Genomic DNA, 17,440 nt, shown 5'->3' on the forward strand with positions numbered 1-17,440 from the left:
GGTGCCGCGGATCAGGCGGCGATGGCTTCGCGGTCGCTGTCGCGGGCAGCCTGTTCCTTGGCGTACATCTCGCCCAGCGCGCGCTTGTACTCGGTCGGGAAGACCTTGACGAACTTGCGGCGCGCCGTGGTCCAGTCCGCCAGCAGCGCCTTGGCGCGCTCCGAACCGGTGTAGCGGAAGTGCTGCTCGATCAGGTTGCGCAGGATGACTTCGTCAAGCTGGCGCGTGCCGTTGAGCTTGTGCCACGAAGACGGGCTCTGGCCCTTCTCCTGGTCGGCCGCGGCCAGCACCGCTTCCAGTGCGACCATCGAGGTGTTGCAGCGCTTGTCGAACAGGCCGTCCTCGTCATAGACGTAGGCCACGCCACCCGACATGCCCGCCGCGAAGTTGCGGCCGGTGCCGCCCAGCACCACCACGGTACCGCCGGTCATGTACTCGCAACCGTGGTCGCCGGTGCCTTCCACGACCGCCGAAGCGCCCGAGTTGCGCACCGCGAAGCGCTCGCCGGCCACGCCGTTGAAGAACGCTTCACCGGCAATCGCGCCGTACAGCACGGTGTTGCCGACGATGATGTTGCGGGTCGGGTCGCCGCGGAACTCGTGCGGAGCGCGCACGATCACGCGGCCACCCGACAGGCCCTTGCCGACGTAGTCGTTGCCGTCGCCAACCAGGTCCAGCGTGATGCCGTGCGCCAGGAACGCGCCGAACGACTGGCCGGCGGTGCCTTGCAGCTGGATGTGGATGGTGTCGTCCGGCAGGCCCTCGTGGCCGTACTGCTTGGCCACCACGCCCGACAGCATCGCGCCGACGGTGCGGTTCACGTTCTTGACCGGCTGGATGAACGACACGCGTTCGCCCTTCTCGATCGCCGGACGTGCCTTGGCGATCAGCACGTGGTCCAGCGCCTTGCCGGCTTCGGCCGACAGGCCGTGGTCCTGCACGTCGGTGTGGAACAGCGGCGTGTCCGCCGGCAGTGCCACCTGGTGGAAGATGCGGCCGAAGTCCAGGCCGCGCGCCTTCCAGTGTTCGATGCCGGCCTTGGTGTCGAGCAGGTCGGCGCGGCCGATCAGTTCGTCGAAGGTGCGGATGCCCAGCTGGGCCATGATCTCGCGGGCTTCCTCGGCGACAAAGAAGAAGAAGTTGACCACGTGTTCCGGCTTGCCCTGGAACTTCTTGCGCAGCTGCGGATCTTGCGTGGCCACGCCCACCGGGCAGGTGTTCAGGTGGCACTTGCGCATCATGATGCAGCCCTCGGCAACCAGCGGCGCCGTGGCGAAACCGAACTCGTCGGCGCCCAGCAGCGCGCCGATGACGACGTCGCGGCCGGTCTTCATCTGGCCGTCGGCCTGCACGCGGATGCGGTTGCGCAGGCCGTTGAGCAGCAGCGTCTGCTGCGTTTCGGCCAGGCCCAGTTCCCACGGCGAGCCGGCGTGCTTGATCGACGACCACGGCGAGGCACCGGTGCCGCCGTCATGGCCGGCGATCACGACGTGATCGGCCTTGGCCTTGGACACACCGGCAGCCACCGTGCCGACGCCCACTTCGGACACCAGCTTGACCGAGATATCCGACGACGGGTTGACGTTCTTCAGGTCGTGGATCAGTTGCGCCAGGTCCTCGATCGAGTAGATGTCGTGGTGCGGCGGCGGCGAGATCAGGCCCACGCCCGGCACCGAGTAACGCAGCTTGCCGATGTAGTCCGAGACCTTGTGGCCCGGCAGCTGGCCGCCTTCGCCCGGCTTGGCGCCCTGCGCCATCTTGATCTGGATCTGGTCGGCGGAGGCCAGGTACTCGGCGGTCACGCCGAAACGGCCCGACGCCACCTGCTTGATCTTCGAGCGCAGCGAGTCGCCGTCCTGCAGCGGCAGGTCGGCCTCGATCACGTCGCCCAGCAGGCTCTTCAGGCTGTCGCCCTGCTTGATGGGGATGCCGCGCAGTTCATTGCGGTAGCGCTTCTCGTCCTCGCCGCCTTCGCCGGTGTTCGACTTGCCGCCGATGCGGTTCATCGCCACGGCCAGCGTGGCATGGGCTTCGGTCGAGATCGAACCCAGCGACATTGCGCCGGTGGCGAAGCGTCGCACGATTTCCTTGGCGGGCTCGACTTCTTCCAGCGGAATCGCCTTGGCCGGATCGACCTTGAACTCGAACAGACCACGCAGCGTCATGTGGCGCTTGCTCTGGTCGTTGATGATGTTGGCGTATTCCTTGTACGTCTGGTAGGCGCCCTTGCCGTCGTCGGCGCGCACCGAGTGCTGCAGCTTGGCGATCGAGTCCGGGGTCCACATATGCTCTTCGCCGCGGATACGGAATGCGTATTCGCCGCCGGTGTCGAGCATGTTGTCCAGCACCGGGCTGTTGCCAAACGCGTCCTTGTGCAGGCGCAGCGCTTCCTCGGCCACCTCGAAGATGCCGATGCCTTCGACGTTCGACGGCGTGCCGTGGAAGTACTTCTGCACCAGTTCGCGCGACAGGCCGATCGCTTCGAAGATCTGCGCGCCGGTGTACGACATGTACGTGGAGATGCCCATCTTGGACATCACCTTGAACAGGCCCTTGCCGATCGCCTTGACGAAGTTCTTGATCGCCTTCTCGGCGGACAGGTCGCCCGACAGGTCGGCGGCCATGTCGGCCAGCGTTTCCATGGCCAGGTACGGATGCACGGCTTCGGCGCCGTAGCCGGCCAGCAGCGCGAAGTGGTGCACTTCACGCGCGGTGCCGGTCTCGACCACCAGGCCGGTGGACGTGCGCAGGCCCTTCTCCACCAGGTGGTGGTGGATCGCGGAGGTGGCCAGCAGCGCGGGAATCGCGACCTGGTCGGCGTCGACGCGGCGGTCAGTGACGATCAGGATGTTGTAGCCCGAACGCACGGCATCCACGGCTTCGGCGCACAGCGAGGCCAGGCGCGCTTCGATGCCTTCCTTGCCCCACGCGGTCGGGTAGCAGATGTTCAGTTCGTACGAGCGGAACTTGCCGCCGGTGTAGTGCTCGATGTTGCGGATCTTGGCGATGTCCTTGAAGTCCAGCACCGGCTGGGACACTTCGAGGCGCATCGGCGGGTTGATGTTGTTCAGCTCGAGCAGGTTCGGCTTCGGGCCGATGAACGACACCAGCGACATCACCATGTTTTCGCGGATCGGGTCGATCGGCGGGTTGGTCACCTGGGCGAACAGCTGGCGGAAGTAGTGGTACAGCGTCTTGTTCTTCGACGACAGCACGGCCAGCGGCGAGTCATTGCCCATCGAGCCGGTGGCTTCCTCGCCCGACAGCGCCATCGGCGCCATCAGGAACTTGACGTCTTCCTGCGTGTAGCCGAACGACTGCTGGCGGTCCAGCAGCTTGGCCACCGGCTTCTTCTCGGCGGCGACGTCTTCGGGCTTGGCATCGATCTCGTCCAGCTTGATGCGGACGGCGTCGATCCAGCTCTTGTACGGCTTGGCGTTGGCGAGGTTGTCCTTGAGTTCCTTGTCGTCGATGATGCGGCCCTGCTCCATGTCGATCAGGAACATCTTGCCCGGCTGCAGGCGCCACTTTTCGACGATGCGCGACTCGGGGAACGGCAGCACGCCGGCTTCCGAGGCCAGCACGACGATGTCGTCCTCGGTCACGTAGAAGCGGGCCGGACGCAGGCCGTTACGGTCCAGCGTGGCGCCGATCTGGCGGCCGTCGGTAAAGCAGATCGCGGCCGGGCCGTCCCACGGCTCCATCATGGCGGCGTGGTACTCGTAGAAGGCGCGACGGTTGTCGTCCATCAGCGTGTGCTGTTCCCAGGCTTCCGGGATCATCATCATCATCGCGTGGACGAGCGGGTAGCCGGCCATCGTCAGCAGTTCGAGGCAATTGTCGAACGATGCGGTGTCGGACTGGCCCGGGTAGATCAGCGGCCACAGCTTGGGCAGGTCGTCGCCGAGCACCGGCGACGAGATCGCACCGGTACGGGCGTTGATCCAGTTCACGTTGCCCTTCACGGTGTTGATTTCACCGTTGTGGGCGACCATGCGGTACGGGTGGGCCAGTTCCCAGGCCGGGAAGGTGTTGGTCGAGAAGCGCTGGTGCACCAGGGCCAGGGCCGACACGGCGCGCTGGTCCTGCAGGTCCAGGTAGTACTCACCGACCTGGTTGGCCAGCAGCAGGCCCTTGTACACCACCGTGCGCGCCGACATCGACGGCACGAAGTATTCTTTGCCGTGCTTAAGCTTGAGCGCCTGGATGGCGTGGCTGGCGGTCTTGCGGATGACGTACAGCTTACGTTCCAGCGCGTCCGTCGTCATGATGTCGCGGCCGCGACCGATGAAGATCTGGCGGATGACCGGCTCGGTCTTGCGGACCGTCGGCGACATCGGCATGTTGGCGTCGACCGGCACGTCGCGCCAGCCCAGCACGACCTGGCCTTCCAGGCGAACCGTGCGTTCCAGTTCCTGTTCGCAGGCCAGGCGCGAGGCGTGTTCCTTCGGCAGGAAGATCATGCCCACGCCGTATTCGCCGGCGGGCGGCAGGCTCACGCCTTGCGCGGCCATCTCTTCGCGATAGAACTGGTCGGGGATCTGGATCAGGATGCCGGCGCCGTCGCCCATCAGCGCATCCGCGCCGACCGCACCCCGGTGGTCCAGGTTCTCGAGGATCTTCAGGCCCTGGCTGACGATCTCGTGGGTCTTCTTGCCCTTGATATGCGCGACCATGCCGACGCCGCAGGCATCGTGCTCGTTGGTCGGGTCATACATGCCTTGCGCTTGCGGACGCAGGGCGATGTCAGTGGAAGTGGCGCTGGTCTGCGCCTGGGCCAGTTCCTGGGCCGGATGGTTTTGCGATTGGTCCACGGGCTGAATTCCGGTGAAGGCTGCGCGGAATGCCGGGTAGACCGAAGGGGTAACCGCATTCTGCCTGCGCGCCGGACACAATATCCGCCGGGTGGGCCGGTTTGGACCGGCTCATCTGCTGTCAGGGGACTACGGGAACCGCAGCGGCGTACACGAGCGTGACGCGCCGCACAATTACTGTGGGTGGGGCAACTATATGGGAATACCGTCGGCGCCGCAAAATTTTTAAATGGGGTCAGAACACATTTAAAAACGACCAGTTTTGAAGATTCAATTAAATGGGGACACATTAAATGCGCTAGCCGTTGTCTCGATGTGGCGCCTCATCAACTCCACGGCTCCCTAAGCCACCGATGCGTCCTCGTGACTCGGGTCGGCCGACTGTTCGCGTTTCGGACGGCCTTTCGGCAAAGGCTGTACGCGTCGCGCACTCTGGCGTTCCAGTTGGGCAAGGAAAGCCTCGTCTCCCAGAGGCCAGCCGCTGTGGGCGTGCTTGCGCAACCTGGCAAGGGTTCGGCCGGAGAGACCTTCATTGCTCAGCGACCGGTAGTTCGACTGCCGCTCGAACGGCGTATTGCCGAGGCCCCAGTAGGCTGAGTGATCGCTCACGAGTGCGCTGGCCTCGATGCCGACATGATGGCGGTGGCTGCTCCACCGGTCGGCTTCCGGCGACATGACTTCGCCAGCCCGCATGGCGTTGCCCTCGGTGTATAGCAGCGCCGGCAGCATCCACGCGGCAGGATCGAACACGGCGGACCGGAAGCGCCCTTCCCACAGCGTGCCCGTCCGTCCAGCGGTGCGATTGAAGTAGCGCGCGTAGCGTCGCCCCACCGCCTGCATGGTCAGGCTCAGCGAGTCGGCGCCGCGGGGCGTCGCCACAAGGTGGATGTGATTAGGTCGCAAACCATAGGCGTGGATCGCCAGGTCGTATTCCCGCGCGGCCATGCGCAGGCTGTCCAGGTAGTGCAAGTAATCGTCCGGCCCCAGGAAGACGGGTTGCCGGTTGTTGCCGCGTTGCAACACAAGCGCCGGCAGGCCGGCCGGGGAAAAGCGGGGAAGTCGTGCCATCGGGAAGCTGCAGAGATCAGGACCGGGTTGCCCTGAATGATAGCCTGATCCGTCCCCAATTTTTTCGGGCACGATTTTGCCCGCCGCGCCCCACAAAGGATGGGGTTAGTCGCCTTCGCTGACCGCAAAAATGCGGCGGTGCTCACGGATGGCGTAGCGGTCGGTCATGCCCGCGATGTAGTTCGCGATCAGCCGCGACTGGTCCCCGCCATGCGGCGCCTGGTATTGCGGCGGCAGCAGGCGGGAATCGGACATGAAGGCTCCGAACAGGTCGGAGACGATGCGCTGCGCCTTCGACGACATGCGCATGACCAGGTAATGCCGGTACAGGTGCCGGAACAGGAAGCGCTTGAGTGCCGCCGCCTCTTCGTGAATCTGCGCGCTGAACCCGATCAGCGGCCCCGCCGAGCGAACCGCCTCGATCGAGCGCGGGTTCGCCGCGGCGATATTCCGGCTGGTGGTCTCGATCAGGTCCACGATCAGCGTGTTGATCATGCGCCGCACGGTTTCGTTGATGGCGCGGCGGCCGTTGATGCCCGGGAAGGCTGCGGCCACTTCGGCACGGTGGCGTCCCCACATCGGCACTTCGTCGAGCTGCTCAAGCGTCAGGAGCCCCGAGCGCAGGCCATCGTCGATATCGTGGTTGTTGTAGGCGATCTCGTCGGCCAGGTTGGCCAGCTGCGCCTCCAGCGATGGCTGCGCGCCTTCCAGGAAGCGCCGGCCCAGTTCGCCCAGCGCCGCGGCGTTGACGCGCGAACAATGCTTGAGGATGCCCTCTCGCGTCTCGAACGTCAGGTTCAGGCCATTGAAGCCGCCATAGCGCTCTTCCAGCTCGTCCACCACCAGCAGGCTCTGCAGGTTGTGCTCGAAGCCGCCGTGGTTCTTCATGCAGGCATTGAGGGCGTCCTGGCCGGCGTGGCCAAATGGCGTGTGACCGAGGTCGTGCGCCAGCGAGATCGCCTCGACGAGATCCTCGTTCAGGCGCAGGTTGCGCGCGATCGAACGGGCAATCTGCGCCACTTCCAGGCTGTGTGTCAGCCGCGTGCGGAACAGGTCGCCCTCATGGTTGACGAAGACCTGGGTCTTGTACTCGAGCCTGCGGAAGGCCGTACTGTGGATGACGCGGTCCCGATCGCGCTGGAATTCGCTGCGCGACGACGATGCGGACTCGGCATGGACCCGTCCGCGCGTCTGCGCGGAGCGGGCGGCGTAGGGAGCGAGATGGCTTTCAAGGTCGGTCATGCGGCAATCCGTAGGCGGGGTCGGGGTTGCGAGGCATAACCGATCGCTCACGCGACCGAGGCCTCGGTGGGAGGTTTGAGCACGGCCTGCGCCAACGTCGCGCGCAGGTCGGCATCGGGAACCGTGGTGATGAACGCGTCGCCAAGCTTCTTCAGCAGGATGAACTTGATGCTGCCGGCTTCGGCCTTCTTGTCCACCTTCATCAGTTCGATATAGCGATCGGTGCCCAGTTCCGGCGCGACGATGGGCAGCATCGCCTTCTGCGTCAGTTCGCGGATGCGTGCGCGCGTTTCCGTGTCGATGAAACCGAGGCGGTGCGACAGTTCAGCCGCCATCACCATGCCGCAGCCGACCGCTTCGCCATGGAGCCATTCGCCATAGCCCATGCCTGCTTCAATCGCGTGGCCGAAAGTGTGGCCGAAATTCAGGATGGCGCGCAGGCCGCCTTCGCGCTCGTCCTGGGCCACCACGCCCGCCTTGATTTCGCAGGAGCGTTGCACCGCCAGGGCCATCAGGTCCGGGTCGCACTGGTTCAGCGCGGCGATATTGCGCTCGATCCAGGCAAAGTACTCCGCATCGGCAATCGCGCCGTGCTTGATGACTTCGGCCATGCCCGCCGCCAGCTCGCGCGGGGGCAGCGTGCGCAGCGTGTCGATATCGGCGATCACCGCATTCGGCTGGTGAAACGCGCCGATCATGTTCTTGCCTAGCGGATGGTTGATGCCGGTCTTGCCGCCCACGGACGAATCCACCTGCGACAGCAGCGTGGTCGGCACCTGCACGAACGGCACGCCGCGCATGTAGCAGGCTGCGGCAAAGCCGGTCATGTCGCCGACCACCCCGCCGCCCAGCGCGATCAGCGTGGTTTTGCGGTCAGCGCCGGCCGACAGCAGCGCGTCAAAGATCAGGTTGAGCGTTTCCCACTGCTTGAAAGCCTCGCCATCGGGCAGCGTCACCACCCGCACGGTCTTGCCGAGCGCCTTCAGGCTGGCTTCCACGGGGGCCGCGTAGAGCGGGCCGACGGTTTCATTCGTAACAATGACGGCATGCTGGCCGCGCACATGCGGGCGCAGCAGTTCGGCGTTGCCGAGCAGGCCGGTACCGATATGGATGGGATAGCTGCGCTCTCCCAGGTCGACTTGTAGCGTGATCATGGATGCGTATCGTTAGCCGGCTGTTCCGGCGCGTCGGGGGCCGGATCGATGCGAAAACCGGCCATTTCCAGTTGCATCAAGACCATATTAGCAAGCTGCGCCACCGAGGGCTTGCCGGTCTCGATGATGAAATCGGCCACCTCGCGGTACAGCGGGTCGCGCGCGGCGTAGAGCGCTTCCAGCTTGCCCTTCGGATCGTCGGTCTGCAGCAGCGGGCGGTTGCGGTCGTGCCGGGTGCGCAGCCACAGGTCATGCGGGCTGGCGCGCAGGTAGACCACGGTGCCGCGGGATTTGAGCAGTTCGCGGTTTTCCGCCCGCAGCACCGCGCCGCCGCCGGTGGCCAGCACGATGCCGCTGCGCGCGGTCAGCTCGCTGATCATCGCAGCCTCGCGGTCGCGGAAACCTTCCTCGCCCTCGACCTCGAAGATCACCGGGATGCGCACGCCGCAGTGCGCTTCCAGCTCATGGTCGGAATCGAAGAACGGATAGTGCAGGCGCCGAGCGACCGTCCGGCCCACGGTAGTCTTGCCGGCGCCCATCAGGCCGACGAAGAAGAGATTGGGACGGCCGGTCTCGGTGGCCGTCGGCAAGGCTGTCACTGGATTGTCGCTTGGGAATACGGATTCCGGTCCGTCCTCCCCCGTTGGAAACTGCATCATCTTCTTATGTTGGGCCGCATGCGGCAAGTGTCGGATGCGGCATGGCCGTGCGATGGGTCGTCACGGACAAAAAAAGGCCGCATCGGTCGATGCGGCCTTGCAGTCTACTGCATCCAGCGTCCCGGGCGCCAATTACGCCGCATTCGCGCCGGGGCGAGCGTCATTTCAGCGTGACGCTCTCGTTCAGGACACGCGGCGTCAGGAATACCAGGAGTTCGGTACGGTTGCGCACCTTGGCGTTGCTCTTGAACAAGTAGCCGAGCACGGGGATATCCCCCAGGAACGGCACTTTGTCGGTGTCGTTGGACTCGGTCTGCGTGTAGATACCGCCGATGACCACCGTGCCGCCGTTGTCGACCAGCACCTGGGTCTGCACGTGCTTGGTGTCGATGGCAAAGCCCGACGTGGTCTGGATACCCACGCTGTCCTTGTTCACATCGACGTCAAGCAGCACATTGCCCTCGGGCGTGATCTGCGGTGTCACCTCGAGCTTCAGGTTGGCCTTGCGGAACTGGACCGACGTGGCGCCGCTGGATGTCGCCGCCTGGTAGGGCAGTTCCGTGCCCTGCTCGATCAAGGCCTTGATGTTGTTGGCCGTCACCACGCGCGGGCTGGAGATGATCTTGCCCTTGCCGTCCGCTTCCAGCGCCGAGAGTTCGAGCGCCAGGAACTTGGTGGCCGCGCTGTTGAAGATGCTGACCGCGATGTTCGCCGGGTTCGCGCCGTTGATGGCGGCTGCCGGCAGGCTCAGGAACGGGCCGTTGTCGGACGTGGCGCCGGGCAGCACGTTGCCGTAGGTGTTCCCCACCTTGGCGTTGTTGTACTGGCCGGCGAAGCCGAGCTTGACACCAAGGTTGCGGCTGAACGTATCGGTCGCCTCGACGATGCGCGCCTCGATGATGACCTGGCGTACCGGGATGTCGATCTTGACGAGGAAGTTCTGCACTTCCTCGAGCTTGCTCGAAATGTCCGATACGAACAGCTGGTTGGTGCGGGCATCCGCGGTCAGCGAACCGCGCTTGGACAGCATGCGCGTCGCCAGGCCGGCAGCGCCACCGACGCCAATGGCCGGGGCCGCCGCCGCGCCGGGCGCCCCCGTGGCCAGGCCCAGCAGCATCTTGCGCACGTCTTCGGCACGCTGGTAGTTCAGCTGATACACCTGGCTGCGGATGGGTTCCAGGTCGTTGATCTGCTGCTGCGCCTCCAGCTCGAGCTTTTCCTTGGTCGCCAGCTCTGCCTTGGGCGCCACCCACAGCACATTGCCGTTGCGGCGCGAAGCCAGCCCCTTGGCATCCATCACGATCTGCAAGGCCTGGTCCCACGGCACGTCCTTGAGACGCAGCGTGATATTGCCCTGCACGGTGTCGCTGGTGATGATGTTCAGGTTGGTGAAATCGGCAAACACCTGCAGCAGCGAGCGGATGTCGATGTTCTGGAAGTTGAGCGACAGGCGCTCGCCACGGTAGCCCGGACCACTGATCAGCTTGGTCGGATCTTCCTTGACGGGGCGCACTTCAACCACGAACTGGGTGTCGGTCTGGTAGGAGCTGTACTCCCAGTTGCCGCGCGGCTCGATAGTCAGGCGCGTATTGCCGCTGGTGTCCGTGGCGCGCATGCCCTGCACCGGCGTGCCGAAGTCGCTGACGTCGAAGCGGCGGCGCAGGTTGTCGGGCAGCGAGGTGCCGAGGAAGTCGACCACCACGTTCTGGCCCTGCTGCGCGATATTGATGCCGGATTCGCGCGAGGACAGGTCAACCACCACGCGTCCTGCGCCGTCCGCGCCGCGACGGAAGTCGATATTGCGCACGGAGGCACGCCCCACCGCAGCCGCGGCCGGTGCGGAAGGCGCGGCGAAGGTGGGCGCGGCCGCCTTGGCCGCGGGTGCGACGTTGTCCAGCAGCACCACGAACTGGTTGCCGCGGACTTCGGTGCGGTAGGTCGCCGTGCGCGTCAGGTCCAGCACCACGCGCGTACGGTTGCCGATCTGCATGACGTTGGCGGCGCGCAGCAACTTGCCGCCGTAGTCATACTGGGCGCGTCCGGCAGCGAAGGCGGTGTCGAAGAAATCGATCGCGATGCGCGCCGGATTCTGCGTCGTGAAGTCGACCGGCTTTTGCGCCGGCGGCGACTGCAGGTCGATGGTGAACACGGTCTGCTCGCCCACGACACTGGAGTCGACCGCCTTCACCTGGTTTGTCTGAGCCAGCGCGGCCGGAGAGGCCAGCACCAGAGCCATTGTTGCCGCGCCCGCAAGCGCCCGGTACCAGCGACCCAGGGTCATGCCGACACCTCCAGCTTCAGGCTGGTCATTTTCTCTTTCCACTCGGATACCCCTTCCCGGACCAATTCGCGCAACACGATCTCCTGATCGGTGATGCGGACCACCCGGCCGTAGCTCTGGCCGAGATACTGACCCACCTTTACGTGGTGGATCTTGTTATCAACTCGAACGATGCCGAAGGTCTCGCCGTTCTTCTTCATCATGCCGAGCATCTTGAAGTTTTCGAGCGGATAGTCCTCCAGCGGCTCGCGACGCCGGCCGGCTTCGGGCGACTCCGCCATCATCTTGTTGAGTTCGCCGATCTTGGTCTGCGCGAACGGCTCGGGCGCGCTACGTCCGGCGTATTCGCGCGGCACGTAGGGCTTGGGCTCGGGCAGCGGTGCGGGTGGCTGGGCCTTGGCCTTGCGCGTGGCGTCCATCCACTGGTGCAGCGCCTGTTCGTCGCCGGAGCCGCATGCGCCGAGCAGGCCGGCAGCCAGCGCGGCCATGGCGAACACGCCGGCGCGATGCAGGGAAAGGCTCGCGCGGCGGCTCATTTGGCACCTCCGGCCGGCTTGGCGGCGTTGGCGGCAGCCTTGCGTTGCGCGGCCTGCTCGTCAGGGTCCAGCGTGCGGTAGGCCATCGCGACCGCCTCCATGGTCAGCGCGCCATCCTTGGTATTGGCAAGCTGCAGGTTCTGCATCGACACGATCCGCGACAGGGCGGCGACATCGGCGTTGAACTGCGCGACATCGTGGTAGCGGCCCGTCACCTTCAGGTTCACCGGGATCTCGGCGAAGTAAGGCTTGAGCACGGCGGCTTGCGGCTTGAACAGTTCGAACTGCAGGCCGCGCGCCACCCCGGCGTGGTTGACGTCGGCCAGCAGGGCATCCATTTCGGTCTTGTTGGGAAGCTGGCGTTCAAGCTGCGCGACACGCTGCTCAACCTGCTTCTTCTGCGCACGCAGCGCCTCGAGGTTGGCCACTTGCGCGACCTTGGACTGGTAAGCCTGCTTGAGGGTCTCCTGTTCGGCGCGCTGGCGGTCCAGCTCTTCGGACTTCCCGCTCCAGTAGAACTGCCACCCGAGCAGCAGCACCACCGCCGCCGCCGCGATGGCGAAAGCCACGCGCGGCGCCATCGGCCAGGTCTCGGGCTCGTTCATGTTGAGCCCGCGGAACTGGCCGGCCAGGTCCGACAGGTTGATTTCGGAGTTGAGCGCCATGGTCAGGCCTTTCCGTTGGCTGCCGGCGCCTTGGCCGGTTGGGCCGGTCCATTCTTCTTGTCGGCCGGCGTTTCGGGAGCGCGGTAGGCGAAGCGCATGGAGAAATCGAACAGGCGGCGCTGCTCGCGCAGGTTGTTGGTCATCGTCACCGCCTTGGACTCGACCAGCTCGGCCTTGTCGAGCCAGGGCACCGCGCCAACATTGCGCAAGAGCTCGGAAATGCGCTCGTTGGACTGCGCCACGCCGGCAATCGTGAAGGTCTCGCCGGTCTGCTTCAGGCTCGTCAGGTAGACGCCTTCCGGCACCTGGCGCACCAGCTCTTCAAGCAGCTGCACCGGGCGGTTGCGTTCGGTCTGCAGGCTTTCCACGGCCTGCTGGCGTTGCAGCAGGGCATCGATGTCTTTCTTGAGTGTGTTGACTTCGCGGATCTGGCCGTCCAGCCGGGCGTTTTCCGCGGCCAGGACCTGGTTCAGCGCGACCACCGATTCGGTCTGGCGGTCGATATAAAGCCCGCCCAGGAGCACCACCAGCGCCCCACCCGCGGCCGCGCCGCCAAGGATCCCGTAGACGCGCTTGCGTCGGGCAGCCTTGCGGGCTTCGTGGTAGGGCAGCAGGTTGACCGATGGGAGCGTGTTCGTAGACATTCGGATTCCCCCGGTGTGCGTTATTGCAGGCCGCGCAATGCCAGTCCGGCGCTGACGATATACGCCGGCAGGTCACGCTGCAGATAGCGCTCGTTGACCTTGCCGTTGGTGACCATGTTGGCGAACGGGTTCGCCAGCGTGGTGGTGATCTGGGTCTGCTGCTGGATGGCCGCCTGCACGCCGACCAGCGACGCATGGCCGCCGGACAGCAGGATCTCGTCGACCCGGCCGAGGCTCGAACTCGCGATGAAGTTGCCCACCGCGGCCTGCACTTCCATGGCCAGCGCTTCGAGCGACGGCTTGAGCAGCTGGGCGCGCCAGGCTTCCGGCAGCGTGTTCTTGCGCTTCTTGATCTCGGCCTTGAGCGCGTCGAGCGTGAACATGCGCGCGGCGCTCTGCGTGAGCTGGTCGCCGTAGCTGTTCAGGGGTTGCTCGTACAGCTCTTTCCAGCCCTGGTAGAAGATGGCCTTGGAACGGCTGCCGCCCAGGTGGACGACGGCCACCACGGGCAGCGCGCGTGCATCGGCTTCGGACATTTCGCTCGGCACGCCGAGCATCTGCACGATGGTCCGCTGCACCGCGTATTCCTCGACGTCCATGACCTGCGGGCGCAGGCCTGCCATCTCGGCAGCGGTGACGCGCTCCTGCACGCGATCGCTGTTGGCCGCGGTCACGCGCACGCCGATACCGCCCTCGGTTTCGCTCGGGCCGATCACGGCGAAGTCGAAATTCACCGTCTGCGACGGCGGATAAAGCCGGTGCGCCTCGGATTCGACCTGGGAATAGAGTTCGTCTTCGGACAGGTTGTCCGGCAGGCTGACCGTCTGGGATTCGGTCAGCATCGAAGGCACGCCCAGCACCACGTCCTTGGTGCGAATGCCGGCCTTGCCAAGCGCACGCTTGAGGGCAATGCCGACTGCCTCGATATTGACCACGTTGCCATCGGCAACGGCATTGCGGTCCAGCAGTTCGCTGGCACATTTCTCCAGCCGGTAGTCTTGTTTGCTGCCCCCCACGGACAGCTCGACTACCTTGACACTGGAGGACCCGATGTCTACGCCGACCGTAGTCCGGCGCAGAAGCCCCGACAAAATGCCCCGTCGCAAGGTGACCCCCTGACTTTTGAACTCACCCCTGGCTTGACTGCTCTAATCGGGCGAGCCATGTTTCTCGATGAAACGTTTTTGCTCTTTTATGTTGGGCGATTCTCACAAAAAGCGGCAGTGCTGGCAATGTGCCGGTCTGGCCACGCTTTTATTTTTGCGACGGCTCCTACAAAGCGTTGCCAAAACCCCACGGTCGTCGGGTTCCCATCCCAGCCTTTTTTCTGCTCGCACATCGGCGCAAACTGCCGCTATCCAGGACATTACATCTTGTAACAGCGCAGTAGCGTCGCTGGCGCCACTGCATGGGAAGTTGCCGCTATCCCGGAAGATATAATCCCCCGCACTCCTGACTAGGTTTTTCCCTTATGGCCACAGCACAACAGAAGCCGTCCCTCCCTGCCCGCCGCCCGCTCTGGGCACGGCTCACGTTCTGGGTGGTCGGTCTGATCGTCGCCGGCATCGTGGCGGTCGCGCTGCTGCTGGGCTACGCGCTGCTGGTGGCCGCGCCCAACCTGCCGTCGCTCGATACCATCACGGATTACCGGCCCAAGATTCCGCTGCGCATCTTCACCGCGGACAATGTCCTGATCGGCGAGTTCGGCGAGGAGCGCCGCAACTTCGTGCCCATCGCCGAGATCCCCGACGTGATGAAGAAGGCCGTGCTGGCGATCGAGGACGACCGCTTCTACGAGCACGGCGGCGTGGACTTCGTCGGCGTGATGCGGGCAGGCCTGGCCAACTTGCGCGGCGGGCTGTCGCAGGGCGCTTCGACGATCACCATGCAGGTGGCGCGCAACTTCTTCCTGTCGAGCGAGAAGACCTACACGCGCAAGATCTACGAGATGCTGCTCGCGTACAAGATCGAGGCCAACCTGTCCAAGGACCAGATCCTCGAGCTGTACATGAACCAGATCTACCTGGGACAGCGCGCCTACGGTTTCGACAGCGCCGCGCGCGTCTACTTCGGCAAGTCGGTACGCGACGTCACGCCGGCCGAGGCCGCGATGCTGGCAGGGCTGCCGAAGGCACCGTCCGCCTATAACCCGGTGGTGAACCCGAAGCGCGCAAAGGTACGCCAGGAGTACATCCTGCAGCGCATGCGCGACCTGCGCTACATCACGCCCGAGCAGTATGACCAGGCCCTGCGCGAAGCGCCGAAGGTCCGCACCGAAGGCAACGAGTTCTCGACGCACGCCGAGTACGTGGCCGAGATCGTGCGCCAGTTGATGTACGCGCAATACCGCGAGGAAACCTACACGCGCGGTCTCACCGTCTACACCACGCTGACCAAGCCGGACCAGGACGCCGCGTACGAGTCCGTGCGCGCGGGCATCATGAACTACGAGCGCAAGCACGGTTACCGCGGCCCGGAAGCCTTTATCGACCTGCCTTCGGACCAGGCTGACCGCGAGCAGGCCATCGACGACGCGCTGGTCGAGCACCCGGGCAGCGACGACCTGCGCTCCGCCGTAGTGACGAGCGTGTCGTCGCGCCAGGTGCAAGCCACGCTGCTGTCGGGCGAAGTGGCCACCATCGAGGGCTCGGCGCTGCGCTTTATCGCGCCGTCGCTGTCGGCCAACGCGCAACCGAAGACGAAGATCCGCCCCGGCGCCATCATCCGCGTGACGCAGGACGAAAAAGGCCAGTGGACAGTGACGCAGCTGCCGGAAGTGTCGGCGGCCTTTGTCTCGATCAATCCGCAGGATGGCGAGATCCGCTCGATGGTCGGCGGCTTCGACTTCAACCGCAACAAGTTCAACCATGTGACCCAGGCCTGGCGCCAGCCGGGTTCCAGCTTCAAGCCGTTCATTTATTCGGCTGCGCTGGAAAAGGGCTTTTCGCCGGCCACCGTCATCAATGACGCACCGCTGACGATCGGCCCGGACACGGGCGGCCAGGTGTGGGAGCCAAAGAACTATGACGGCAAGTTCGAAGGCCCCATGACCATGCGCCGCGCGCTGGCCAAGTCGAAGAACCTCGTGTCGGTGCGCATCCTGCGTGCGATCGGCACGCAATACGCGCAGGACTTCATTACCCGCTTCGGCTTCGAGGCCGACAAGCACCCGGCCTACCTGCCAATGGCGCTTGGCGCGGGCAGCGTCACGCCGCTGCAGATGGCGGGCGCCTACTCGGTCTTCGCCAACGGCGGCTATCGCGTCAACCCGTACCTGATCCAGAAGGTGGTCGATGCGCGCGGCAAGGTGCTCTCCGAAACGCAGCCGCAACGCGCCGGCAGCGATGCGGTGCGCGTGCTCGACGCACGCACGGCCTTTATCGCCGACACCATGCTGCGCGACGTGGTGCGCATGGGCACGGCCAACGCCGCCAAGCAACGCCTGGGCCGCAATGACCTGGCCGGCAAGACCGGTACCACCAACGACGCCGTGGATGCCTGGTTCGCCGGCTACACGCCGAACCTGGTGGCGATCGCCTGGATGGGCTACGACCAGCCCAAGAGCCTGGGCGTACGCGAGACCGGTGGCGGCCTGGCCCTGCCGATCTGGGTCGGCTACATGGGCAAGATGCTCAAGGGCGTACCGGAAAGTCCCGAACGGCCGGCACCGGAAGGCGTGGTCATGGCTGGCGGCGACTGGACCTTCGAGGAGAACGCCAGCGGCGCCGGCGTGGCTTCGGTCGGCCTGGGCGATCCGTGGCCGGGCAAGCCGGAGGAAAGCACGCGGTCGCCGGCCGATGTCGAGGCAGAGAAGAAAAAGATCCTGGAAATGTTCGGCGGCGCCTGAGCGCGGCCAACCAGGCAAGAAAAAGCCGGCCACACTGGGCCGGCTTTTTCATTGGGCGACTCGCTTCGCTGCGCGTCAGCCGAGCGTGAGCGTGGCTTCGGCCTGCTGGCTCACGTAGCTGGACAGTGCGGCGTACAGCTCGTTACCGCTGCGCGTATCGACCCAGCGCTCGCCATCGTGACGGAAATGGAAGCCGCCCGAACGCGCCGCGACCCACAGCTCCTGCATCGGCGCCTGGCTGTTGATGATGATCTTGGAGCCGTTCTCGAATTCCAGTTCCATCACATTGCCGGTCCGGCTGATTTCGATGTCGGCGTCGGCCGCGTCCGCCGCGGCTTCCACCGTGGCTTCGATGCGGTCCAGCTCCCTGACCGCCAGGGCCAGGAACTCGCTTTCGCTCAAGGGGGGCATGCTAAACTCCAAGACCGCCGGCGCCAGCGCTGTCGCGCCTTGCGATGCCACATGGGACATCGCATGGAGCACTTGCAGTGCCCGGCTTTTTTGTTGAGGATTTCCGGATTCCGGCCATG

12 protein-coding genes are annotated in these 17,440 nt (G+C 65.1%); 1 reads left to right on the top strand and 11 read right to left on the bottom strand.

Translation table 11 applies throughout. The features are described 5' to 3' along the window. Positions 1-11 precede the first annotated feature (11 nt). The 10 genes from ACIGJB_RS15275 to pilM all read right to left on the bottom strand — a co-directional run bounded on the left by ACIGJB_RS15275 (position 12) and on the right by pilM (position 14,154). Positions 12-4,718, bottom strand: a complete 4,707-nt coding sequence (locus tag ACIGJB_RS15275; RefSeq protein ID WP_483732348.1) for a glutamate synthase-related protein — start codon at positions 4,716-4,718, stop codon at positions 12-14. 438 nt (positions 4,719-5,156) lie between these two features. Next, positions 5,157-5,882: a transposase gene (locus ACIGJB_RS15280; protein WP_483730571.1), complete on the bottom strand. Its 726-nt coding sequence runs from the start codon at positions 5,880-5,882 to the stop codon at positions 5,157-5,159. 105 nt (positions 5,883-5,987) lie between these two features. Continuing rightward, positions 5,988-7,175 carry a deoxyguanosinetriphosphate triphosphohydrolase gene (locus tag ACIGJB_RS15285; protein ID WP_483730572.1) on the bottom strand — a complete coding sequence of 396 codons (1,188 nt, stop codon included), beginning with the start codon at positions 7,173-7,175 and terminating at the stop codon, positions 5,988-5,990. Beyond that, complete coding sequence (gene aroB / locus ACIGJB_RS15290; RefSeq protein WP_483730573.1) at positions 7,172-8,278, bottom strand: 3-dehydroquinate synthase; 1,107 nt, start codon at positions 8,276-8,278, stop codon at positions 7,172-7,174. The genes ACIGJB_RS15285 and aroB overlap by 4 nt, the downstream gene beginning before the upstream one ends. After that, positions 8,275-8,817 (bottom strand): shikimate kinase, encoded by a 543-nt coding sequence (locus ACIGJB_RS15295; protein WP_483732349.1) that lies wholly within the window; start codon positions 8,815-8,817, stop codon positions 8,275-8,277. The genes aroB and ACIGJB_RS15295 overlap by 4 nt, the downstream gene beginning before the upstream one ends. A 280-nt stretch (positions 8,818-9,097) precedes the next feature. Next, the gene (locus ACIGJB_RS15300) at positions 9,098-11,218 is read right to left on the bottom strand and encodes a type IV pilus secretin PilQ (RefSeq protein WP_483730574.1); all 2,121 of its coding nucleotides are present in this window, start codon (positions 11,216-11,218) and stop codon (positions 9,098-9,100) included. Further along, positions 11,215-11,754 (bottom strand): pilus assembly protein PilP, encoded by a 540-nt coding sequence (locus ACIGJB_RS15305; protein ID WP_483730575.1) that lies wholly within the window; start codon positions 11,752-11,754, stop codon positions 11,215-11,217. Before ACIGJB_RS15305 ends, ACIGJB_RS15300 begins: the two co-directional genes overlap by 4 nt. After that, positions 11,751-12,419, bottom strand: coding sequence for a type IV pilus inner membrane component PilO (locus ACIGJB_RS15310; protein WP_483709613.1), 669 nt, complete (start codon positions 12,417-12,419; stop codon positions 11,751-11,753). The genes ACIGJB_RS15305 and ACIGJB_RS15310 overlap by 4 nt, the downstream gene beginning before the upstream one ends. 2 nt (positions 12,420-12,421) lie before the next feature. Next, complete coding sequence (locus tag ACIGJB_RS15315) at positions 12,422-13,063, bottom strand: PilN domain-containing protein (RefSeq protein WP_483730576.1); 642 nt, start codon at positions 13,061-13,063, stop codon at positions 12,422-12,424. Positions 13,064-13,083: 20 nt separating this feature from the next. Next, entirely contained in the window at positions 13,084-14,154 is a 1,071-nt protein-coding gene (gene pilM, locus ACIGJB_RS15320; protein ID WP_483732350.1) for a type IV pilus assembly protein PilM, read from the bottom strand. A gap of 380 nt (positions 14,155-14,534) precedes the next feature. Between pilM and ACIGJB_RS15325 the strand changes: the two genes are divergently transcribed. Continuing rightward, complete coding sequence (locus ACIGJB_RS15325) at positions 14,535-16,910, top strand: penicillin-binding protein 1A (protein ID WP_483709616.1); 2,376 nt, start codon at positions 14,535-14,537, stop codon at positions 16,908-16,910. A 75-nt stretch (positions 16,911-16,985) separates the two neighbouring features. Here the strand turns inward: ACIGJB_RS15325 and cyaY are convergent, their stop codons facing one another. Continuing rightward, positions 16,986-17,321 (bottom strand): iron donor protein CyaY, encoded by a 336-nt coding sequence (gene cyaY, locus ACIGJB_RS15330; RefSeq protein WP_483730577.1) that lies wholly within the window; start codon positions 17,319-17,321, stop codon positions 16,986-16,988. Positions 17,322-17,440 lie beyond the last annotated feature (119 nt).

The organism is Cupriavidus sp. C2SS-8b (assembly GCF_057073745.1).